This is a genomic window from Alkalibacter mobilis, assembly GCF_015594845.1.
In the GTDB taxonomy this organism is placed as follows: domain Bacteria; phylum Bacillota; class Clostridia; order Eubacteriales; family Alkalibacteraceae; genus Alkalibacter; species Alkalibacter mobilis.
Map to the genome: position 1 here is coordinate 11,265 of NZ_JADNRK010000008.1, position 19,775 is coordinate 31,039.

Genomic DNA, 19,775 nt, shown 5'->3' on the forward strand with positions numbered 1-19,775 from the left:
TCTCCTCCATGTTCTCGTTTTGTATTTTATACCCACAAACATCTTGAAAAACCAAAGCCGGATTCGTCTTGAACCCGACTCTTGATTTATTATTTATCTGATCCCATATTCGGACAATTCGTAAATTTCCGTATTTTCAACTGCAATCTCCTCGAATAAAATGTCTATCATTGCCGATGCCTTGTCAAGGTTTGTCATCAGCTCGACTGAAGACTCGATTGCTGTTCTCCTTATTGCAAATCCATCCCTCTTGGAATCATTGCCCTTAGTGGGAGTGTTGAACACCATATCTATGTTTTGTTCCCTGATGATATCTATGATGGTGGGATATCCTTCTTCGATCTTGTTTATCCTTGTAGTCGGGATCTCCTCGCTTTCCAGTCTCTTAGCCGTATTTTCAGTTGCAAAGAATTCATATCCCATACTTTTCATTTTCAAGGCCAAAGGCAAAAATTTCTCCTTGTCTTTCGGTCTCAAGGTTACGACTACCTTTCTTTTTCTAGCCGACATGTCGACACCCGAGGCTATGAGCCCTTTGTACAAGGCCTCCTTAAAAGTCTTGCCCACTCCCAGGACTTCTCCTGTAGAACGCATCTCCGGCCCAAGGCTTGCCTCTACCTTGGGAAGTTTTTCCGTAGAGAAAACCGGTACCTTGACACAGGTGAGTTCAGCCTCCGGATAGACTCCTGTCCCGTAAGGAAGGTCCTTAAGCTTTTCTCCCAACATGATTTTAGTAGCTATGTCTATTACCGGCACCCCCGTGACCTTGCTTATATAAGGCACAGTACGGGAAGATCTTGGATTTACTTCTATTATGTACAATTCACCTTCACTCTCTATGAATTGTATGTTTACCATTCCTTTTACTCTCAGCTCGGTTGAGATCCTTTTGGTGTAATCTTCGATCTTTTCCTTTATGTCTTTACCTATGTTGATGGAAGGATAAATGCTAATGCTGTCACCCGAGTGTATTCCGGCTTTTTCAAGATGCTCCATGATCCCCGGTATAAGTATGTCATCTCCGTCACAAATCGCATCAACTTCGATTTCCATGCCCTCCAGATACTTGTCTATGAGGACTGGATTCTTTGAATCCTTTTCAAAAGCATCCTTCAAATAAAATTCAAGTTCTGAAACATGATGACAAATTTCCATGCCCTGTCCTCCAAGAACATAGGAAGGTCTTACCAATACAGGATATCCAAGTTCCTCCGCCCATTCCATTCCATCCTTCAGGCTCCATATCCCTTTGCCCTTGGGGCGCGGGATGCTCAACTTTTCAAGTATTTCTTCAAATTTTTCACGGTCTTCAGAATCATCTATGGCTTTGGGATCCGTACCCAGTACCGGAACATTTTTTTCCTTGAAGAACTTTGCAAGCTTTATTGCCGTCTGCCCTCCAAATTGAAGGATCACCCCGTCGGGTTTTTCCTTTTCTATGATATTGAAGGTGTCTTCTTCTGTCAGCGGTTCAAAGTATAATTTATCCGAAATGTTAAAATCCGTACTTACAGTCTCGGGATTGTTGTTGACGATTATCGTTTCTATCCCCATGTCCCGCAAAGCCTTCACGCAGTGAACGGAGCAGTAGTCAAATTCGATACCCTGTCCGATCCGGATAGGGCCGGATCCGATTACCATTATCTTTTTCCCTGGGTTTGATACAACTTCATCTTCGCTGTCATAAGTGGAATAATAGTAAGGTGTCAAGGCTTCGAACTCTCCTGCACACGTGTCGACCATTTTATAAGATGCCTTTATGTCCCACATCCTCCTCAACTCGTAAATATGATTGGGATCTACGTTTAGCAGATCAGCTATTCCCTTGTCGGAAAAGCCCTTATGTTTAAGTTGGAGCAGCATGTCTTTTGTCATGTCCTCTACAGTTGTCCTCTTTAAATCTTCCTCCCTGTCCACTATCCACTTTATTTTGTCCAAAAAGAAGATGTCGATTCCCGTATCTTTTGAAAGTTTGTGCATGTCGTATCCCCACCTGAGAAGTTCCGCCAGATAAAACATTCTTTCGTCGTTGGGATACATTACTTTTTCTTTCAGCTCGCTCAACGTGAGTTCTTTAGCTTCCTTGTGATCCAATGCGTACTTTTTGATTTCCAAGGACCTGAGTCCCTTTAAAAATGCGCTTTCAAAATTATTGCCTATAGCCATTACTTCTCCGGTGGCCATCATTTTTGTCCCCAATTTTCGGTCCGCCCCGTAGAATTTGTCAAAAGGCCACTTGGGGATTTTGATTACCACGTAATCAAGACTTGGTTCAAAGCATGCATACGTCTTCTTGGTGACTGCATTTTTTATCTCGTCCAACCCGAGGCCGAGAGCAATCTTAGCCGCAACTTTTGCTATTGGATATCCTGTTGCTTTGGATGCAAGGGCTGACGATCTGCTTACTCTCGGATTGATCTCTATTACCGCATACTTGAAACTGTGAGGATCCAGCGCCAGCTGAACATTGCAGCCGCCCTCTATTCCAACAGCCTCCAAAATGTCCAGCGATGCTTTTCTCAACATCTGATATTCCTTGTCGCTCAAAGTTTGGCTGGGTGCCACAACTATGCTGTCACCCGTGTGTATTCCCACGGGATCTATATTTTCCATATTGCAGACAGTTATACAATTTCCTTTTGTATCCCGCATGACTTCATACTCGATTTCCTTCCAGCCTTTGATACTCTTTTCCACCAGTACCTGCTTTACCCTGCTCAATTGAAGGCCTCTGGCAGCGATCGATGTCAATTCCTCTTCATTATCCGCTATGCCTCCGCCTGATCCGCCAAGTGTGTAAGCAGGCCTTACTACTACAGGATAACCTATCCTCAGCGCATATTCCTTCGCCTCTTCCAAGGTGTTTACAGTCTTGCTTTCGATTACCGGTTGATTTATCTGGGCCATCAGTTCTCTGAATTCTTCCCTGTCTTCACCTTTTTTGATGGATTCTATGGATGTGCCGATCACCTTCACATTGTATTTGTCCAATATCCCCTTGTCGTAGAGTTCAATTGCCATGTTAAGTCCCGTCTGTCCACCCATTCCTGCAAGCAGACTGTCCGGTCTTTCTCTTTCAATGATCTTTTCAACGTATTCAAGGGTTATAGGTTCGATGTATACTTTATGGGCAACTTCGCGATCTGTCATTATTGTTGCAGGGTTGGAATTGACCAATACAACTTCTACGCCCTCTTCTTTAAGGCTCTGGCAGGCCTGAGCTCCAGAATAGTCAAATTCAGCGGCTTGACCGATCACTATGGGTCCGGAGCCAATTACAAGCACTTTTTTTACATCATCTCTTTTAGGCATCCTGGCCCACCTCCTCCAAAATTTCTATGAAACTTTCAAATATGTAGTCCGAATCCGACGGTCCCGGAGAAGCCTCGGGGTGAAACTGTACCGACATTACCGGTTTGTTTACGTGCCTCAACCCCTCTACACTGTCATCATTCATGCTTACGTGTGTTATCTCCATGCAGTCCGGAACTTCCGATACGACATAACCGTGATTTTGGGATGTTATGAATACCCTGTCCATTTTCAGATCCTTTACGGGGTGATTGCATCCCCTGTGTCCAAATTTCAATTTTTCGGTGTTTCCACCCAAGGCCAATGCTATTAATTGGTGCCCCAGGCAAATTCCGATTGTAGGTTTTTTTTCTATCAGAACTCTTACATTTTCTATGATATCCTTGTAATCCTGTGGATCTCCCGGTCCGTTGGACAAAAATATCCCGTCTGGATCCGCTTCCAGAACTTCTTCCCATGATGCCGTGGCCGGGAAAACCGTTACCTTGCAGTTTTTTTCCTTGAATGACCGGATTATATTGTTTTTGATGCCAAAGTCCATGACAGCAACATGCTTTCCGTTTCCCTCCACCGTATATGCTTCAGGTGTGGTAACTTCGTATACGGCTCTTGAATTGTCGTATTCGGACAATCTATTTCTAAGTTCGGAGTCCGTCAACATCCTGCCCGTTATGAGCCCTCTCATGGTTCCCCTGTCTCTGATTATTTTGGTCAGGGCTCTCGTGTCTATTCCTTCCAGGCCTGTTACACCACTGTATTTCAAATAGCTGTCCAAATCCATCTCACATCTGAAATTACTTGGGCTATTGGATTTTTCCCTGACTATCAAAGCTCTTATTTTGGGTCCGTCCGATTCAAAGTCTTCCAGGTTTATTCCGTAGTTTCCTATCAGAGGATAAGTCATAACCACTATCTGCCCATAATACGAAGGATCGGTCATCAACTCCTGGTATCCAGTCATTCCGGTATTGAACACTACTTCTCCGGATATGTCCTGCACCTTGCCAAAAGCCTTTCCCTCAAATATCATTCCATTTTCAAGTTGAAGATAAGCTCTCATATCACCCTCCAATTACATGTTCCCCCGACTTCCCGGTTTTTCAGCCTTTTCCCCTCTTTTACAGGCCGGACAGTCCTGAGGGTCGTATGTGGCTATATCAAGTTTCACCGAACTGTACACCGGGATCCCTATTTCAACATCTTTGCCCCTTCTGTCTACTATGCACGCTACTCCTACCACCTCAGCACCAAGCGCCTCCAGGACCTCTTTTGTCTCGATGGTAGATTTTCCGGTAGTTACAACGTCTTCCGCAATTATGACTTTTTCACCTTTTTTGATTTCAAATCCTCTTCTAAGCTCCATGATCCCGTCTTTTCTTTCTGTAAACACGGATTCCTTGCCCAGTTGTCTTCCCAGTTCGTAACTGACAATGACCCCTCCCATGGCGGGTCCTACAACTTTTTCGATCCCCAATCCCTTGATTTTCTCTACCACAGGCTCCAGGACAGCTGCAGCCTTGTCGGGAAAACTCAGGACTTTTGCGCATTGCACATACCCTTCACTGTGTTTTCCCGAAGAAAGCAGAAAATGACCTTCCAAAAATGCCTGTGTATCTTTTAATATCTCAATAGTTTTTGTCTCCATGCGAATCCTCCATCCACTTTTTTATATGATGCCTCTTATTTCATCTATGTTTATGATGCCGTTTTTCTCGCAGTATTTTTGCAGTCCACGCACTATCTCTTTACCCAGATTGGGGTTTGGAAAGTTTCCGGTCCCTATCTGGACTGCCGTTGCTCCCGCCATAATGAACTCCAGCGCATCCTGCCAGGATGAAATGCCACCCAGACCGACTACTGGAATGGATACGGCTTTGACAGTTTGGTGCACCATTCTCAATGCGATGGGTTTGATGGCCGGCCCCGACAATCCTGCGTATGTATTTTCGAAAACCGCTTTTTTTGTCTTGATGTCTATCGCCATTCCTTGAAATGTGTTTACCAGAGAAAGTGCGTCAGCTCCGCTTTCTGCACACGCAACTCCCACGTCCGCAACATTTGGCGCATTTGGCGAGAGTTTCACCATGAGCGGATGTTTGGTAACTTTCTTGATCTCTCTCGTTATAAGTGCAGCGCTGTCACATTGCATCCCGAAGGCCATGCCTCCGGCCTTCACATTGGGGCAAGAAATGTTGAGTTCGATCATGTCAATGGGGCTGTCATTCAATATGCTCGCCCCTTCTATGTACTCTTCAAGATTGTCTCCCCCCAGGTTGACTATGACCATGGTGTCTATCTCGCTCATCTTGTAGACTTCCCGGGCAAATGCCCTGATACCGGGATTTTCAAGCCCAATGCTGTTGAGAAGTCCGCTGGGCGTTTCCCAAAGCCTGATACCCTTATTTCCGGGTTTGGGATTAAGTGTCAGACCTTTCGAACTTATCCCGCCCAAAATGGACGGATCATAATATTGTTCGTAGTCATGTCCGTACCCAAAAGTTCCGCTGGCGGCTATTACGGGGTTTTTCATATTAAATCCGGCTAACTTTGTTATCAATCTATTCAAAGAATACCTCACTCCCTTCAAAAACCGGGCCATCCTTGCAAGTACGCCTGTTTCCCGCCTTTGTTTCGCAGGTACACCCCAAACACGCACCGACACCGCATGCCATTCTTTTCTCCATGGAAACGTATATCTCACCACATATATCTTTCGCTTCATGAAAAACCGCTTTCATCATTGCTTCAGGACCGCAAGTCAATACAGCGTCATGAGATTTGAAGTCTATTATATCAGTAATGTACCCCCCGATTTTAAACCTTGCATCCGCTTCGATATCTTCAAACAATTCCTGGGCATGGCTGGAGTTTTCAAATCCCAAATAAAGCACCAGTTCTTTTTCCGGATTTTTCCGTTTGATTTCTTTGGCCGCCAAATACAATGGGGCTGTTCCAATTCCTCCCCCGACCAAAGCTATCCTATTACCTTTTATCTCTGGAAATCCATTTCCGTAAGGTCCCTGTAACTGCACTTCATCTCCGGGTTTGAGCTTTGAAAGCAAATCTGTTCCTTCCCCGACGACCCTGTACAAAAATTTCGTGGTTTTTCCGTCGCTGTCAAAGATGCTGATCGGTCTTGACAACAAGGGGTATTTGTCCCATCCCCTCACCATGTAGAATTGACCGGGTGCCGAATCCACCCCGTGATCCGTGATCATGAGAAACATTGAATCTCCCAGATCTCTGTTTTCCAATATCACAGCCACTGAACGATGTCCTCCTTCATGCGAAGAGTTGCATTTCTGATTTGCTCGGAAAAATCCCAATCTTCGGTCTTATTTTTGTGGGCCGTTATCAAGCCTCTTGATGAATTTACAACTGCACATGAACTTTCTTTCAGCACGGCCGCAAAATCCTTGCCTGTCCCTCCTTGTGCACCATAACCGGGCACCAGAAAAAACATGTTTGGATATCTTTTTGCCAACATCGAAAATTCTTCCGGATATGTAAGACCAACTACTGCTCCGATAGAACTGAATCCATTCTCGCCCACAAAAGAAGCTCCCCACTTTTCTATCAGGTCTCCCATATGCATATAGAGTTTTTTTCCGTCTGCCTCAACGTCCTGTAAATCTACCGCACTTTTGTTTGAAGTTCTTAAAAGTACGAACAACCCTTTCTCTTTGTCAGTTATATAAGGATAAAACGGAGAAATGGCATCCTCCCCCATATAACCATTCACTGTTATGATGTCGGCCTCGAAATCTCCTTCAAAATGTCCCTTGGCATACATGCCGGCCGTTGCAGCTATATCTCCTCTTTTAACGTCTCCTATTGAAATTTCGTCTGCCTCTTTAATATATTTCATCGTATCGGAATAAGCCTTCAGCCCTTCCATTCCCAAAGCCTCATAATATGCGATCTGCACTTTGTAACAACCGACTACATCTTTAGTGGCATCGATGACCTCCTTGTTGAATCTGAAAATCTTCTCTCCAACACCCACATCCAGATCCGTTATGCATTTTGGCATGTATGTAGTGTCCGTGTCCAAACCCAGGCACACAGGTCCCTTGTTTTTGGCTTTAGCGTATAATTTGTCCATTATCATATTTGACAACTCCCCTTTTTATGGTCATTTCTATTTTTCCCTTTACTTTGCATCCTTCAAAAGGCGTATTTTTCCCTTTTGACAAAAATTCATTCGTGTCTATGACATATTCTCTATCCAAATCTGCCAAAACCAGGTTGGCTTCCTTCCCTGGATCAATGGTTCCAGTATTTAATCCAAGGATTTTTGCCGGTTTCTCGCTCATCATCTCACTCAACCTGTTAATAGAAATTCCATTGCCTTCAAAAACCGTATGGTAAACGGAGAATGCGTACTCGATATTTGATATTCCGGGCATTCCGTTTTTTTTGTCTTCCGCAGTATGCGGTGCATGATCGGTGGCACACACGTCGATATATCCGTCTTTTATCCCCATTATAAGAGCATCCACATCTTCCTTTGCGGCCAGCGGCGGAGCTACGGGATATGGATTTTCCCATCCGAATATATGGTGCGGAGTCACTTCGCAAGTTAGGGAAAGCCCTTTATTTTTACCTTTTATTATTGCTTCAAGGGTCTCTTTTTTGCTTATGTGGCAAATATGAATGTTACCGCCCCATCTCCCTGCCGCTTCAATGTATTTATCTGTCATTTCAGTTTCCGGCTCGCAGTGGCACGAGAGTACGAAATCCAGTTGTGCGGATTTTGTAAGCGCTTCTTCCATCGCTTTCATGTTGGCCATGTTTTTGCCGTCATTTGAAAATATGGGTGTCAGCTCCCTTATCCGCTCAAAATCAACTGTTTTTCCACTTTCGTCTTCAAAATCCCGGGTGACTGCGCTGACTTGTATCATGTCCGCCAATTCCAGTTTTCGAGCTTTTTCAAGGTTTTTTTTGATTTTCTCAAAGGAATCCATCACAGGATTTGTATTGGCCATGGCGCATATTTGAGTGAACCCGCCCCGCAGTGCAGCTGAAAGTCCCGTCTCCAGGTTTTCCTTGTATTCAAATCCCGGTTCTCTCATATGTGCGTGCATGTCTACGAAGGAAGGCATAAGGCACATACCCTTTCCATCCAGTACGCCTTCACCTTCAAGCACTTGATTTTCGAGCACTTCTTTGACAATCCCTTCTTCTATTACTATGCTGCCTTTAAAATCCTTGTTTGCATCTATTATTCGTACATTTGATATCTTCATGATTCCTCCTTAAAGGGATGTGTGTGAATCACAGTATTCACATCTGTATATTCTCGAAGCCGCATCCGCCAATATGAATTCCACATCCTTCACCTTCTCGTGTTGAGTAATGCATCTGGGATTTTTGCATTTGAGTATGCCGGTGACCTTCAGAGGCAGCGTGAGCTTTATTTTATCTACTCTAAGCCCGTCCTTGATGATGTTTATGGTAATGTTGGGATCTATCAGTCCCAGTACAGTCAAATCCAGTGGTATTTCCGTCTCGATCTTGATAAGATCTTTTTTACCCATTTTATTACTTGGGATATTTCTCAGCAAGACTACCACATCTTCTATTTCATCAAGTTTCAGCTGCGAAAATATCTTGTAGCCCTGCCCCTGGGCTATGTGATCTATAACGATGCCCTTCTTGATTTTTGAAACGTTTATCATTGCTCCACCTCCATATTCAACAACCTCAGGATCAACGCCATCCTAATGAACATTCCGAACCTGGCCTGATGAAAATACACAGCTCTGGGATCATCATCCACTTCTTCGCAGATCTCGTTCACCCTTGGAAGTGGGTGCATAACTATCATATCGTCCTTTGCACCCGTCAATTTTTCCTTGTCCAATATATAATAATTTTTAAGCCTTTCATATTCTTCTTCGCTTACAAATCTTTCTCTCTGTACTCTGGACATGTATAGAATATCAGCCTCATGGATCACGCTCTCCAATTGATCTGTTTGCATGTATGTGGATTCATCCAAGCCCTCCAGTATATATGAAGGCATCCGCAACTCTTCCGGTGATATGAATATGAATCTTACCCCCTCGTACCTGCTCATGGCCTTGACCAGGGAGTGTATGGTCCTTCCGAACTTCAGATCCCCACAGATCGCAATCACGTGTCCGTCGAGCCTTTTTTTGTAATGCCTTATGGTCATCAAGTCAGTCAATGTCTGCGTAGGATGCTGATGCCCCCCGTCTCCGGCATTAATTACCGGCATGTCCTCAGAGTATTTTGAAGCAAGTTTCGCAGTCCCCTCCCTGGGATGCCTCAATACGGCTATGTCTGCATAACAACCTACTGTTCTGATCGTGTCTGCAAGGGATTCCCCCTTGGATGTTGACGATGCCGCCGGATCATCAAACCCGATTATCTGACCTCCAAGTCTCAGCATGGCCGATTCAAAACTGAATCTTGTTCTGGTGGAAGGTTCAAAAAAAAGACTGGCCAACAATTTTCCCTTGCACCTATCCAAATATTTATTCGGATCTGCAATAATTGCATCAGCCAGTCTGAACAATGAGTCCAATTCTTCTATTGTAAAGTCTCCGGGTTCGATCAAGTGTTTTATGTTTTTCATAGTTACAACTCCAATCCTGTTATATGGATGAGGAAATGCACAATAAAGTTTTTTGCACAAAATAACCTCCCCAAAAATTTGAGAAGGCATATTAACGCAGACTTTTGTCGACCAGACAAAACTATCTTAATGTCTGTATCTATGCATACCTTCCTAGCATCTCGTACTAAGTTAAAAGTAATTTTTATTAAAACAATGATACAGTAACCCGGGTCGTTTGTCAATAATTATCTGGACAACGTAAAGACCGGAAGACTCCTGAATGGAATCTCCCGGCCAACTTGGTATAAATCAAACATCATTATAAAGGGGGATAGTCTTTATAATGACCACAGTTTAAAACACAAACCTTTAATCTAACTTAATCCTTTAATTTTAATTTGCTATATTTTTCTTTACTATTCAGGCATAGTGTGATATATTGGGTTTCGACAAAACTAAGGTGGTGATACAATGTTCAACGTATCAGGTTATGCTAAAGTTTTCGGTTTAGACAGGCAAGAAAAGTTCATCAAATGCAATCTCTCAACCTCAAAAAAGAACAAGAGAGGCGAGTACGAGTACATGCAATGGAGAGGCCGCATTGTTGGAAACGCAGTTGATAAAATGCAAGACATCAACGAAGGTGATGTAATTAAAATAGAGAATGCCATCGCAGAAAGTTACTACGTCAAGGAAAAGCGCCAGGCTTTCACCTCAATAGTGATTTTTGATTTGGCCAAGCCTCAGAAAAGACCGCAATAATCAGGACGCCCCCGTTTTCACGGGGGTTTTTCCCTATCCATGCCTTTCGACTGTAAATCTATACAGTTTGCAATCCTCTTCCAATGGGATCCCGGCTTTTCTCTTTGCGATTTCGATTTGATGATCCACAGTATCGACTCCCTCCAGATCCGGCAGTAGCAGACCACGTCTATTCCCCTTTTCCACGATCACACCGTATTTCTTAACATCGAGTTCCTCCTTACCCTTGATTTCTTCAGGAGCGCCCAAAATGTCCACCTTTATTTCCAGTTTTTCCAATTCCCAAGGCTCGACGGAATTGAATCTGGGATCAAATGCACAGGCTTCAACTGCATTGTTTATTATTTCCCGAGCCAGCGTAACTTCTGTGGGTTTTATAGTGCCTATGCACCCCCTCAAGTTTCCGTCAGAATGAATCGAAACAAATGCTCCTGCTCTTCTATTGTCGATGGTCTCGATAAAATCCTTATTGCGAATACCTTTGCGATATTCATTCCAATCAAGTTTGTTTCCATTTAAAACCCACTGCTCAACGGTTTTTTTAGCCAGCGCCACATACTCGTCTACAGAAAGGCTTTCCGTCAATTCACTCCATATGGAATGATCGCTCTCACCTTTGATCTCGATACCTGCCGTCATGTAGCCAACTCCAAAAGGTCCTTCATAACTGTAAACTTCCGGATCGGTTACCATTTTATCTGCCGCACCAAGAGCCATTACTATGGATCTTAGACCACATTGACCTGCAGGTTGATATATGTGTTTCTGCATTTTGACGATATCCATATACCTGTTTTCCCTGATGCTCTCTACCAGTATTTGATCGAATATCGGTCCCTCTTTGGCAAAGCTGTAGGGTCCCGAATCCTTAAGGCAGTGTGACAAGTCACCGCTGGCCAGTATCAATGTCTCAATTTTTGTTTCATCTATGGCCTTTCTTAATGTCATGCCGAATTTGTAAGTGGATTTCAAACTCATCTGTCCCGGGGTTATGTGGACTATTTGGTAATCTTTCCAGTATTTTTCTATGAAGTATAGCGGAACCAATGCGCCATGATCCAGGTAAGCCTTGGTCCCATAATAGGAAGCTTTTTCCCGATCCATAAATATGCAGGGATCACCGGATTTTTCGGTGCTCGCTTTGATTGCCTGTACTATGGAACTGTTTACCCTTTTTTTTAGTCTGTACCCTTCATAACCAAAATCAGAAAAATCTCCTCCCAACAATTCTTCATCCAAGATGCATACTCCGTCGGCAAACATATTGCCATGGGGAGAGATTATCAAAATGACTTCAGGTTTCACATCTGCAACGAATCTGGCCATCTTTTCCATTCCTTCAAGCGTGCTCTTGGCTCTATACTCTTCGCCTCTCCCTATCTGCGGTATCAGAATGGGAGGGTGTGGGGAAATTGCCAATGCTTTAATACTCATTTAAAACACCTCTTTACGATTTTTCATAAAATTTGTTTGAAATTCATCGATACACATAAATCCTTTCAGCTTATTTATATCGTAGAATTCACTTAGATAAACAGTTAAAAAAAATTTAACAAAGTAATTGACAATTGAATAACAATATCGTAATATCTAAATATAGTGATATATGGATGGTGATTATATGAATAATGAGTACATCGATCGAGAACTGGAAGAGAAAGCTGAACTTCTCAAGATAATAGGCCACCCGGTAAGATTGTGTATCGTTAGAAACCTTCTTGACGGCGGCAACAGAAACGTATCCGAAATGCAGGAATGCCTATGCATTCCCCAATCGACTGTTTCACAACATTTGGCAAAACTTAAAAGTGCCGGGATAATCGAAGGCCAGCGAAATAAAAACCAAATAGTTTATGCCTTGGCAAATGAAGATGTTAAAAAAATCATCAAATCAATGTTCGATATTAAAGAGGAGGACAAATAATGTCAAAAAAAGTACTTATAATCGGCGGTGTGGCAGGTGGTGCCAGCGCTGCTGCAAGATTGCGCAGAATGGATGAAAATGCTGAGATAATAATGTTTGAACGGGGTGATTACATATCTTTTGCCAATTGCGGGCTTCCGTATTACATCGGTAATGTCATAGACGACAGAAGCAAACTTCTTCTACAAACACCGGAAGACATGAAAAGTAGATTCAATGTGGATGTCAGAGTAAAAAACGAAGTGATTGCCATTGACCCGGATTCAAAATCAATAACCGTCAAAAAATTGGAAACCGGAGATACTTATGAAGAAACCTACGATGATCTTGTAATTTCAACAGGTTCATCTCCTCTAAAGCCACCTATCCCCGGGATCGATTCCCCAAATGTGTTCACCATATGGAATATCCCGGACACGGATGCCATTAAAGGCTACCTGGAAAACAACGATGTAAAAACTGCAGCCGTTATCGGCGGAGGCTTTATAGGTATTGAAATGGCCGAGAATCTTCACGAGCTGGGGATCCAAGTTTCTCTCGTTGAAATGGCAAATCAAGTAATGGCACCCGTGGATTTTGACATGGCGCAATATCTTCATAAGCACATCGAAAGCAAAAACGTGGATCTGATACTAAATGACGGTGTAAAAGAATTTATAAACACCGGCAATAAAACTACGGTTCGCACTGCCGGCGGAAAAGAAATCGAAGCGGACATAGTCATATTGTCCATCGGAGTCAGACCAAACAGCCAACTGGCCAAAGATGCTGGTCTTGAGCTCAACGATAGAGGCGGCGTAGTTGTCGATGATCAGTTAAGGACCTCAAATCCCAACATCTATGCTGTTGGAGATGTTATCCAGGTGACCGACTATATAAACAAAGTACCTACCATGGTACCTCTGGCAGGACCTGCCAACAAACAGGGTAGAATGGTAGCAAACAACATCCTTGGAAAATCTGAAAAGTACAACGGTACCCAAGGAACCTCCGTAGCAAAGGTGTTCGACTTGACCGTAGCCAATACGGGAGCCAACGAGAAGACTCTGAACAGATTAGGCAAAGAATACGGAAAAGATTACCTAGCGATACAAATCCATCCCGGAAGCCACGCTGGTTACTATCCCGGATCACAAACCTTGAACATGAAACTGATATTTGAAATACCTTCAGGCAAGGTTTTGGGAGCCCAGATCGTTGGCGGTGAAGGAAGCGATAAAAGAGTCGACGTAATTGCCGCATCCATAAGATTCGGAGCTTCCGTGTACGATTTGAAAGAATTGGAATTGGCTTACGCACCACCATTTTCATCAGGAAAAGATCCTGTGAACATGGCAGGATTTACAGCTTGCAACATTCTGGACAACGACATGGAAACCATCAGATCTGAAGAGATCAGAGATCTGGATCTTGATAATACGATTCTTCTTGATGTGAGAACACCGGTGGAGAGAACTTTGGGTTACATACCAAATTCCATAAATATACCTGTGGATGAACTTAGAGAAAACCTTGATAGATTGGATAAGAATAAAACCATAGTAGTGTATTGTGCCGTGGGTGTCCGAGCATGGGTGGCCGTCAGGATCCTGATGCAAAATGGATTCAAGGTCAAAAATCTTACCGGAGGATATTCAAGCTACGGAGCTCTATATTACAATGACAGTGAAATGATTTCATATTCTGATGGAGATATTTCAAACAGCAGTCAAACCCCTGTCTCCGAGACAACAAAAAGTGCTCCGGCGGAAGCAGCTCATCCGAGACAAAAGATAACTCTGGACTGCACCGGTCTTCAATGTCCTGGACCCATAATGCAGGTATACAATGCCATCAAGAACATAAATGATGGAGACACCGTAGAAATAACTGCCACTGACATGGGATTTGGAGCAGACATAGGCTCCTGGTGCAGAAGAACCAACAACACTTTGCTCAAAGAGGAATTTGACGGAAAAGTTACAAAAGTCTGCATAATGAAGGGCATGGAGAATCAGTCTGTAGAAAGCGCTTCCGAATTTTGCGCACAAGGTGCAACTGCACAACAACCGGCCAAAGAATACAACGACAAGACCATGGTCGTATTCAGCGGTGACCTTGACAAGGCGTTGGCTTCATTTATAATTGCAAATGGAGCAGCTGCCATGGGAAGAAAGGTTACGATGTTCTTTACCTTCTGGGGATTAAATATTCTAAGAAAAGAAAATCCTCCTACGGTTGAAAAAACATTGATCGAGAAGATGTTCGGCTGGATGATGCCAAGAGGAAGCAAAAAACTCAAGCTTTCTCAGATGAACATGGCTGGCATGGGTACAAAGATGATGCGAATGGTGATGAACGATAAAAACGTGTCTTCTTTGGAAGATTTGATCAAACTAGCAATGGCCAACGGTGTTCACTTGGTTGCATGCTCCATGTCAATGGATGTCATGGGCATCAAGGAAGAAGAACTTATCGAAGGAGTCGAACTGGCAGGCGTGGCCAACATGCTTGCAGCGGCCGAAGAATCAGATACGAATCTTTTCATTTAAACCAAAACATGAAATATACATGCCCCGCTTGCAAAAGCGGGGTTTTCTCTTGCATTTTTTTGTGTAAAACCGTGTTTTGGGGTATAAGTGCATTAAAAGCATGTAATAACAAACCAAGAGGAGATGTTTGATGAAACTCTTAATCATCGGCGGAGTTGCCGGAGGGGCAAGTGCCGCTGCAAGGTACAGAAGACTCGACAAGGACGCTCAAATCACCATAATCGACAAAGGCGATTTCATATCCTTTGCAAACTGCGGACTTCCCTATTACATCGGCAACATCGTTGACGACCAAAAACAGCTTTTGGCCGCCACACCCGAATCCATGAAAGAAAGTTATAATATTGACGTAAAGATCCGCAACCTGGCAACTGAAATCGACGTCAAGAATAAAAAAGTAACTGTCACGGACATGGACACAAAGGATACCAGAGAAGAAGACTACGACAAATTGATCATAGCTACAGGGTCATCACCGGTCAAACCTCCCATACCCGGCATCGACGGAAAAAACATATTTACTGTTTGGACCATACCGGATGCAGAATCCATAAAAGATCACATCAAGAAAAATTCCGTGAAAAAGGCGGTAATAGTCGGCGGCGGTTTTATAGGGATCGAAATGGCTGAAAATTTGAAACACCTGGGTCTGGAAGTATCCATCATAGAAATGAGCGATCAGGTTATGGCTCCATTGGACAGGGAAATGGCCGATTTGATACACGATCATTTGAAGGACCAAAACATCGAGCTGGTCCTGGGCGATGGAGTCAAAGCTTTTGAAAATGATGATAAAAATACGACTGTCGTCACACAAGGGGGAAAGAGGATAGAGGCCGAACTGGTGATTCTTTCCATCGGTGTGAAACCCAACAGCAAGCTAGCAGCTGATGCAGGCATAGAAGTTGGTGAACGGGGCGGCATAAAAGTAAGCGACAAAATGGAAACATCGGCACAGGATGTTTACGCCGTAGGCGATGTCATCGAGGTAGTCGATTATGTAAACAAGACCAATACCATGATCCCCTTGGCGGGTCCTGCAAACAAGCAAGGTCGAATCGTCGCCAATACGATCGCCGGTATCGATGATTTTTACAGCGGCACCCAGGGAACCAGCGTTGTAAAAGTATTTGACCTGGTGGCCTGTGCCACGGGTTCCAACGAAAAGACCCTTTCTAAATTTGATATGATAAAAGGTTCCGACTACGAAACTATCACCATTGAAACTCAAAATCATGCAGATTATTACCCAAATGCTGAAAAGATGACGATCAAGATACTTTTTAATCTTCCTGAAGGTCGTTTGCTGGGTGCACAAGTGATTGGCGGACAAGGCAGTGACAAAAGGATAGACATCCTATCCACCGTCATAAGATATAACGGTGCGGTATCAGACTTGAAACATCTGGAATTTGCCTACGCTCCACCCTTTTCATCCTCAAAAGACCCCATCAACATATTGGGCTATCTGGGAGAAAAATTTTTTTAGGCACTCCTAGTATGATATAATGGTAAACATCACTATTATACAGGAGGAATTTATGAGTAAAGTACTAGCTACAGTTAACGGAAAATCAATTACGGAAAGTGACATAGATTTTCTTTTGGGAACATTGCCGCCACAACAGGCTGCAACATATTCGAACCCGGAGGCAAGAAAAGGACTGCTGGAAGAGCTTGTGGCTCACGAACTTTTCTACTTTGATGCTTTGGACAATAATCTGGAGGAAGATGAAACTTTCGCCAAAGAGTTGGAATCAGCAAAAGAAAAACTTTTGAAAAGCTATTCCATAGGAAATTTTTTGATGAAAGCCATCGTTACCGATGAAGATGCTCGTGAGTTTTATGAAAAAAATCCGGAAAATTTCATCGATAGAGAACAATACAGTGCAAAACACATTCTAGTGGCAACCAAGGAAGAACACGATCAAATCATGGAAAAACTTGATGCCGGTGAAAATTTTGAAGATCTGGCAAAAGCGCATTCCACTTGCCCTTCCAACGAAAGAGGCGGAGATTTGGGTTACTTTTCCAAAGGTCAGATGGTCAAGGAGTTCGACGATGCTCTTGAAACCATGGATGTCAACGAAATCAAGGGTGATGTAAAAACAGTTTACGGATACCACATAATATTTCTAGCTGACAAAAAGCCCCAGAGAAACCTTCCATACGATGAAATAAAAGATAAAATAAAAAGTTATCTTTTGACAAGCAGACAAAATGACATGTTCATGAATAAAGTTGCCGATCTTAAAGAAAAATATACAGTCACTTACACAGATCAGTAAAAAAATCCCCGGGATGAAATCGTCCCGGGGTTATTTTATCCTAAAGTTGCGCACATTACCGCTTTTATGGTGTGAACTCTATTTTCAGCTTCATCAAAGACTTTGGAATATCTGCTTCTGAAAACCTCATCTGTAACTTCCATCTCGTCCAAACCGAATTTATCCTTGATTTCCAGTGCCGTCTCCGTTTCAAGGTCATGAAATGCAGGCAGACAATGCAAAAATATCACGTTTTTATTCTCAGTTTTTTTGATCATGTCCATATTTACCTGGTATGGCTTCAAAAGTTTTATTCTTTCTTCAAATTGATCCTCTTCCCCCATGGAGACCCAAACATCAGTATAGATCACATCTGCACCTAAAACTCCCTTTTCGATGTTGTCGGTCACCTTGATGCTGCCTCCGTTTGAAATAGCGATTTCATTCATTTCCTCTACAAGATCCTCGTTTGGATATAATTGCTCAGGCGCCACAGCGACGAATTCCATTCCCATTTTTGCCGCTCCTATCATGAGAGAGTTGGCCATGTTGTTGCGTGCATCCCCCACATAAACAAACTTTACCTCATCCAGAGGTTTATTTATATTTTCGATCACAGTTAGAAAGTCCGCCAAAATTTGTGTGGGATGATACAAGTCCGTCAAACCGTTCCAAACGGGAACTCCCGAGTGCTCCGCAAGCAATTCCACGGTTTCCTGCTTGAATCCCCTGAATTCGATCCCGTCATAAAATCTTCCCAAAACCTTTGCAGTATCTTCTACGGACTCTTTTTTGCCCATCTGGCTGTTTGTGAGGAAGGTTACATTTGCACCTTCGTCAAAAGCTGCGACTTCGAAGGCGCATCTGGTTCTTGTGGATGTTTTTTCAAACAACAATACTATGTTTTTACCTTCCAATATCTTTCCCTTTATCCCGGCTCTTTTTTTGGATTTCAGATCTGCAGCCAGATTCAGAAGATATTTTATTTCCTCAGTTGTAAAGTCTTTCAAGGTCAGAAGACTTCGTCCTTTTAAATTTACAGGCATTGCTTATTCCCTCTCTTCTCATTAAAATTCTTCTCTGTATAACGGCATGGACATACATCTTGGGCCGCCTCTGCCCCTAACCAATTCGCTTGCTTCCAATTCAATAACATCGATCCCATGTTCTCGCAACACTCTGTTGGAAACTTCGTTTCGACCGTAAGCAAAGACACGGCCTGGAGCCACCGCCAGGGTATTTGTGCTGTCGTTCCACTGTTCTCGAGCTGCCGTAACAGGGTTTGCTCCCCCACTGGGTATCAGATCAACATTTTTATAACCTAAAACCTTTTCCAAAGCACTTTTTAAATTTTCTTCCTGTCTGTAATCAAATTTATTATTTTCAGTCTTAAATACGCTTACAACATTTATCTTGTCCAGTACACCGGGATAAATAGTGAACTTGTCTCTGTCAACCATGGTAAATACAGTATCCAGATGCATGTAAGCTCTGACTTTTGGGATCTGTATTATCAACAATTTATTTATTCCTGAATCAGAATTGAACAACTTGTCCGCCAACATTTCGATCCCCGCCACACCGGTCCTTTGGCTGCAACCGACTGCGAGAGTGTCTTTTGACAGAATCAAAACATCTCCGCCTTCCAGACTATGATTGTAATCGTTGCTGTAATACATGGAATCGTGGTTCTTGAAGATTTCATGGTTTTCGTATATGAGTCTTAAAAATAAGCTCTCCCTCTTCCTAATGGGAGAATACATTGAACTTACCGCCAGACCATTGCCTATTACTACGGCGGGATCTCTCATAAAATACAGATTGGGCAGCGGATTGATGTAAAAATAGTTGTTCTCTATTATATAATCGGACAGTGATTTTTCTTTTTTGAATTCCCTGATATCTTCTTTGGTTATTCCTCCAATCAGACTATTGGTAAAATCATCCAGATTTTTTTGAGCAAGATAGCCGTACAAAAATTCTTTGACCGGCTTGTCGCAATTGTCGCTGGATTCCAGAATTTGTGAAAGGACGTCTTTTCTGACACCTTCTATCCCCAGCACGTCTTTGAGCAGATCCTCCACATAAAAAATTTCCACTCCGTTTTTTACGAGTTCTTTTGCAAAACTGTCGTGTTCCTGCTTCATTCTTCTAAGCCAGGGGATGTCTTCGAACAAAAGCTCGGTCAAGTGTCCGGGCATTATTCGCTCCAATTCCCTGCCGGGGCGGTGAAGCATGACTTTTTTTAGCGTTCCTACTTCAGAGTTTATGTTGAGCGTTCCCAAGTTTGAGGTTCCCACTGTCATCCTCCTCCAACTAATAATATGTTTAAGTATAAACTCTTTGGATTTAATGCACAATACGGCAATTAAAAAAACTGTATTTCAAAAATA

General features: G+C 43.0%; 17 protein-coding genes. 5 read left to right on the top strand and 12 right to left on the bottom strand.

The features are described from left to right. Positions 1 to 93 precede the first annotated feature (93 nt). The 9 genes from carB to pyrB are packed head-to-tail and all read right to left on the bottom strand — an operon-like array spanning position 94 to position 9,916. The gene (gene carB / locus IWB18_RS05905) at positions 94 to 3,312 is read right to left on the bottom strand and encodes a carbamoyl-phosphate synthase large subunit (RefSeq protein ID WP_195682693.1); all 3,219 of its coding nucleotides are present in this window, start codon (positions 3,310 to 3,312) and stop codon (positions 94 to 96) included. Then, on the bottom strand, positions 3,305 to 4,372 hold the full coding sequence (locus tag IWB18_RS05910) for a carbamoyl phosphate synthase small subunit (protein ID WP_195682694.1): 1,068 nt from the start codon (positions 4,370 to 4,372) through the stop codon (positions 3,305 to 3,307). Before IWB18_RS05910 ends, carB begins: the two co-directional genes overlap by 8 nt. Before the next feature lie 12 nt (positions 4,373 to 4,384). After that, positions 4,385 to 4,957 (bottom strand): orotate phosphoribosyltransferase, encoded by a 573-nt coding sequence (gene pyrE / locus IWB18_RS05915; RefSeq protein ID WP_195682695.1) that lies wholly within the window; start codon positions 4,955 to 4,957, stop codon positions 4,385 to 4,387. A 21-nt stretch (positions 4,958 to 4,978) separates the two neighbouring features. Continuing rightward, positions 4,979 to 5,911 (bottom strand): dihydroorotate dehydrogenase, encoded by a 933-nt coding sequence (locus tag IWB18_RS05920; RefSeq protein ID WP_195682696.1) that lies wholly within the window; start codon positions 5,909 to 5,911, stop codon positions 4,979 to 4,981. Further along, a complete protein-coding gene (locus IWB18_RS05925) occupies positions 5,871 to 6,578 on the bottom strand; it encodes a dihydroorotate dehydrogenase electron transfer subunit (RefSeq protein ID WP_195682697.1) in 708 nt (235 codons plus the stop codon). Before IWB18_RS05925 ends, IWB18_RS05920 begins: the two co-directional genes overlap by 41 nt. Next, positions 6,569 to 7,423, bottom strand: coding sequence for an orotidine-5'-phosphate decarboxylase (pyrF, locus tag IWB18_RS05930; protein WP_195682698.1), 855 nt, complete (start codon positions 7,421 to 7,423; stop codon positions 6,569 to 6,571). The genes IWB18_RS05925 and pyrF overlap by 10 nt, the downstream gene beginning before the upstream one ends. Continuing rightward, complete coding sequence (locus IWB18_RS05935; RefSeq protein ID WP_195682699.1) at positions 7,398 to 8,561, bottom strand: dihydroorotase; 1,164 nt, start codon at positions 8,559 to 8,561, stop codon at positions 7,398 to 7,400. Before IWB18_RS05935 ends, pyrF begins: the two co-directional genes overlap by 26 nt. A 9-nt stretch (positions 8,562 to 8,570) precedes the next feature. Continuing rightward, entirely contained in the window at positions 8,571 to 8,993 is a 423-nt protein-coding gene (locus IWB18_RS05940; protein WP_195682700.1) for an aspartate carbamoyltransferase regulatory subunit, read from the bottom strand. Then, a complete protein-coding gene (gene pyrB / locus IWB18_RS05945; RefSeq protein ID WP_195682701.1) occupies positions 8,990 to 9,916 on the bottom strand; it encodes an aspartate carbamoyltransferase in 927 nt (308 codons plus the stop codon). The genes IWB18_RS05940 and pyrB overlap by 4 nt, the downstream gene beginning before the upstream one ends. Positions 9,917 to 10,369: 453 nt before the next feature. Here pyrB and IWB18_RS05950 point away from each other — a divergent pair, with 453 nt between their 5' ends. Beyond that, positions 10,370 to 10,660, top strand: coding sequence for a hypothetical protein (locus IWB18_RS05950; RefSeq protein ID WP_195682702.1), 291 nt, complete (start codon positions 10,370 to 10,372; stop codon positions 10,658 to 10,660). A 33-nt stretch (positions 10,661 to 10,693) separates the two neighbouring features. On the opposite strand, the gene amrA is transcribed toward IWB18_RS05950, so the two are convergent. Beyond that, on the bottom strand, positions 10,694 to 12,094 hold the full coding sequence (gene amrA, locus IWB18_RS05955; protein ID WP_195682703.1) for an AmmeMemoRadiSam system protein A: 1,401 nt from the start codon (positions 12,092 to 12,094) through the stop codon (positions 10,694 to 10,696). A 187-nt stretch (positions 12,095 to 12,281) separates the two neighbouring features. Between amrA and IWB18_RS05960 the strand changes: the two genes are divergently transcribed. From IWB18_RS05960 to IWB18_RS05975, 4 genes are all read left to right on the top strand, one after another. After that, complete coding sequence (locus IWB18_RS05960) at positions 12,282 to 12,584, top strand: ArsR/SmtB family transcription factor (RefSeq protein ID WP_195682704.1); 303 nt, start codon at positions 12,282 to 12,284, stop codon at positions 12,582 to 12,584. Next, positions 12,584 to 15,115: an FAD-dependent oxidoreductase gene (locus IWB18_RS05965; RefSeq protein ID WP_195682705.1), complete on the top strand. Its 2,532-nt coding sequence runs from the start codon at positions 12,584 to 12,586 to the stop codon at positions 15,113 to 15,115. The genes IWB18_RS05960 and IWB18_RS05965 overlap by 1 nt, the downstream gene beginning before the upstream one ends. Positions 15,116 to 15,245: 130 nt before the next feature. After that, positions 15,246 to 16,604 (top strand): FAD-dependent oxidoreductase, encoded by a 1,359-nt coding sequence (locus tag IWB18_RS05970; protein WP_195682706.1) that lies wholly within the window; start codon positions 15,246 to 15,248, stop codon positions 16,602 to 16,604. Between the two features lie 52 nt (positions 16,605 to 16,656). After that, on the top strand, positions 16,657 to 17,403 hold the full coding sequence (locus IWB18_RS05975) for a peptidylprolyl isomerase (RefSeq protein ID WP_195682707.1): 747 nt from the start codon (positions 16,657 to 16,659) through the stop codon (positions 17,401 to 17,403). A 35-nt stretch (positions 17,404 to 17,438) separates the two neighbouring features. Here IWB18_RS05975 and argF read toward each other — a convergent pair whose 3' ends face one another. Further along, the gene (argF, locus tag IWB18_RS05980; RefSeq protein ID WP_195682708.1) at positions 17,439 to 18,428 is read right to left on the bottom strand and encodes an ornithine carbamoyltransferase; all 990 of its coding nucleotides are present in this window, start codon (positions 18,426 to 18,428) and stop codon (positions 17,439 to 17,441) included. Between the two features lie 21 nt (positions 18,429 to 18,449). Beyond that, positions 18,450 to 19,682 (bottom strand): arginine deiminase, encoded by a 1,233-nt coding sequence (locus IWB18_RS05985; protein WP_332310667.1) that lies wholly within the window; start codon positions 19,680 to 19,682, stop codon positions 18,450 to 18,452. Positions 19,683 to 19,775 lie beyond the last annotated feature (93 nt).

Coding starts and splice junctions, on each gene's coding strand:
- carB (WP_195682693.1), bottom strand. CDS start 3,312: ATGCCTAAAAGAGATGATGTAAAAAAAGTGCTTGTAATTGGCTCCGGA.
- IWB18_RS05910 (WP_195682694.1), bottom strand. CDS start 4,372: ATGAGAGCTTATCTTCAACTTGAAAATGGAATGATATTTGAGGGAAAG.
- pyrE (WP_195682695.1), bottom strand. CDS start 4,957: ATGGAGACAAAAACTATTGAGATATTAAAAGATACACAGGCATTTTTG.
- IWB18_RS05920 (WP_195682696.1), bottom strand. CDS start 5,911: ATGGCCCGGTTTTTGAAGGGAGTGAGGTATTCTTTGAATAGATTGATA.
- pyrF (WP_195682698.1), bottom strand. CDS start 7,423: ATGATAATGGACAAATTATACGCTAAAGCCAAAAACAAGGGACCTGTG.
- IWB18_RS05935 (WP_195682699.1), bottom strand. CDS start 8,561: ATGAAGATATCAAATGTACGAATAATAGATGCAAACAAGGATTTTAAA.
- IWB18_RS05940 (WP_195682700.1), bottom strand. CDS start 8,993: ATGATAAACGTTTCAAAAATCAAGAAGGGCATCGTTATAGATCACATA.
- pyrB (WP_195682701.1), bottom strand. CDS start 9,916: ATGAAAAACATAAAACACTTGATCGAACCCGGAGACTTTACAATAGAA.
- IWB18_RS05950 (WP_195682702.1), top strand. CDS start 10,370: ATGTTCAACGTATCAGGTTATGCTAAAGTTTTCGGTTTAGACAGGCAA.
- amrA (WP_195682703.1), bottom strand. CDS start 12,094: ATGAGTATTAAAGCATTGGCAATTTCCCCACACCCTCCCATTCTGATA.
- IWB18_RS05960 (WP_195682704.1), top strand. CDS start 12,282: ATGAATAATGAGTACATCGATCGAGAACTGGAAGAGAAAGCTGAACTT.
- IWB18_RS05965 (WP_195682705.1), top strand. CDS start 12,584: ATGTCAAAAAAAGTACTTATAATCGGCGGTGTGGCAGGTGGTGCCAGC.
- IWB18_RS05970 (WP_195682706.1), top strand. CDS start 15,246: ATGAAACTCTTAATCATCGGCGGAGTTGCCGGAGGGGCAAGTGCCGCT.
- IWB18_RS05975 (WP_195682707.1), top strand. CDS start 16,657: ATGAGTAAAGTACTAGCTACAGTTAACGGAAAATCAATTACGGAAAGT.
- argF (WP_195682708.1), bottom strand. CDS start 18,428: ATGCCTGTAAATTTAAAAGGACGAAGTCTTCTGACCTTGAAAGACTTT.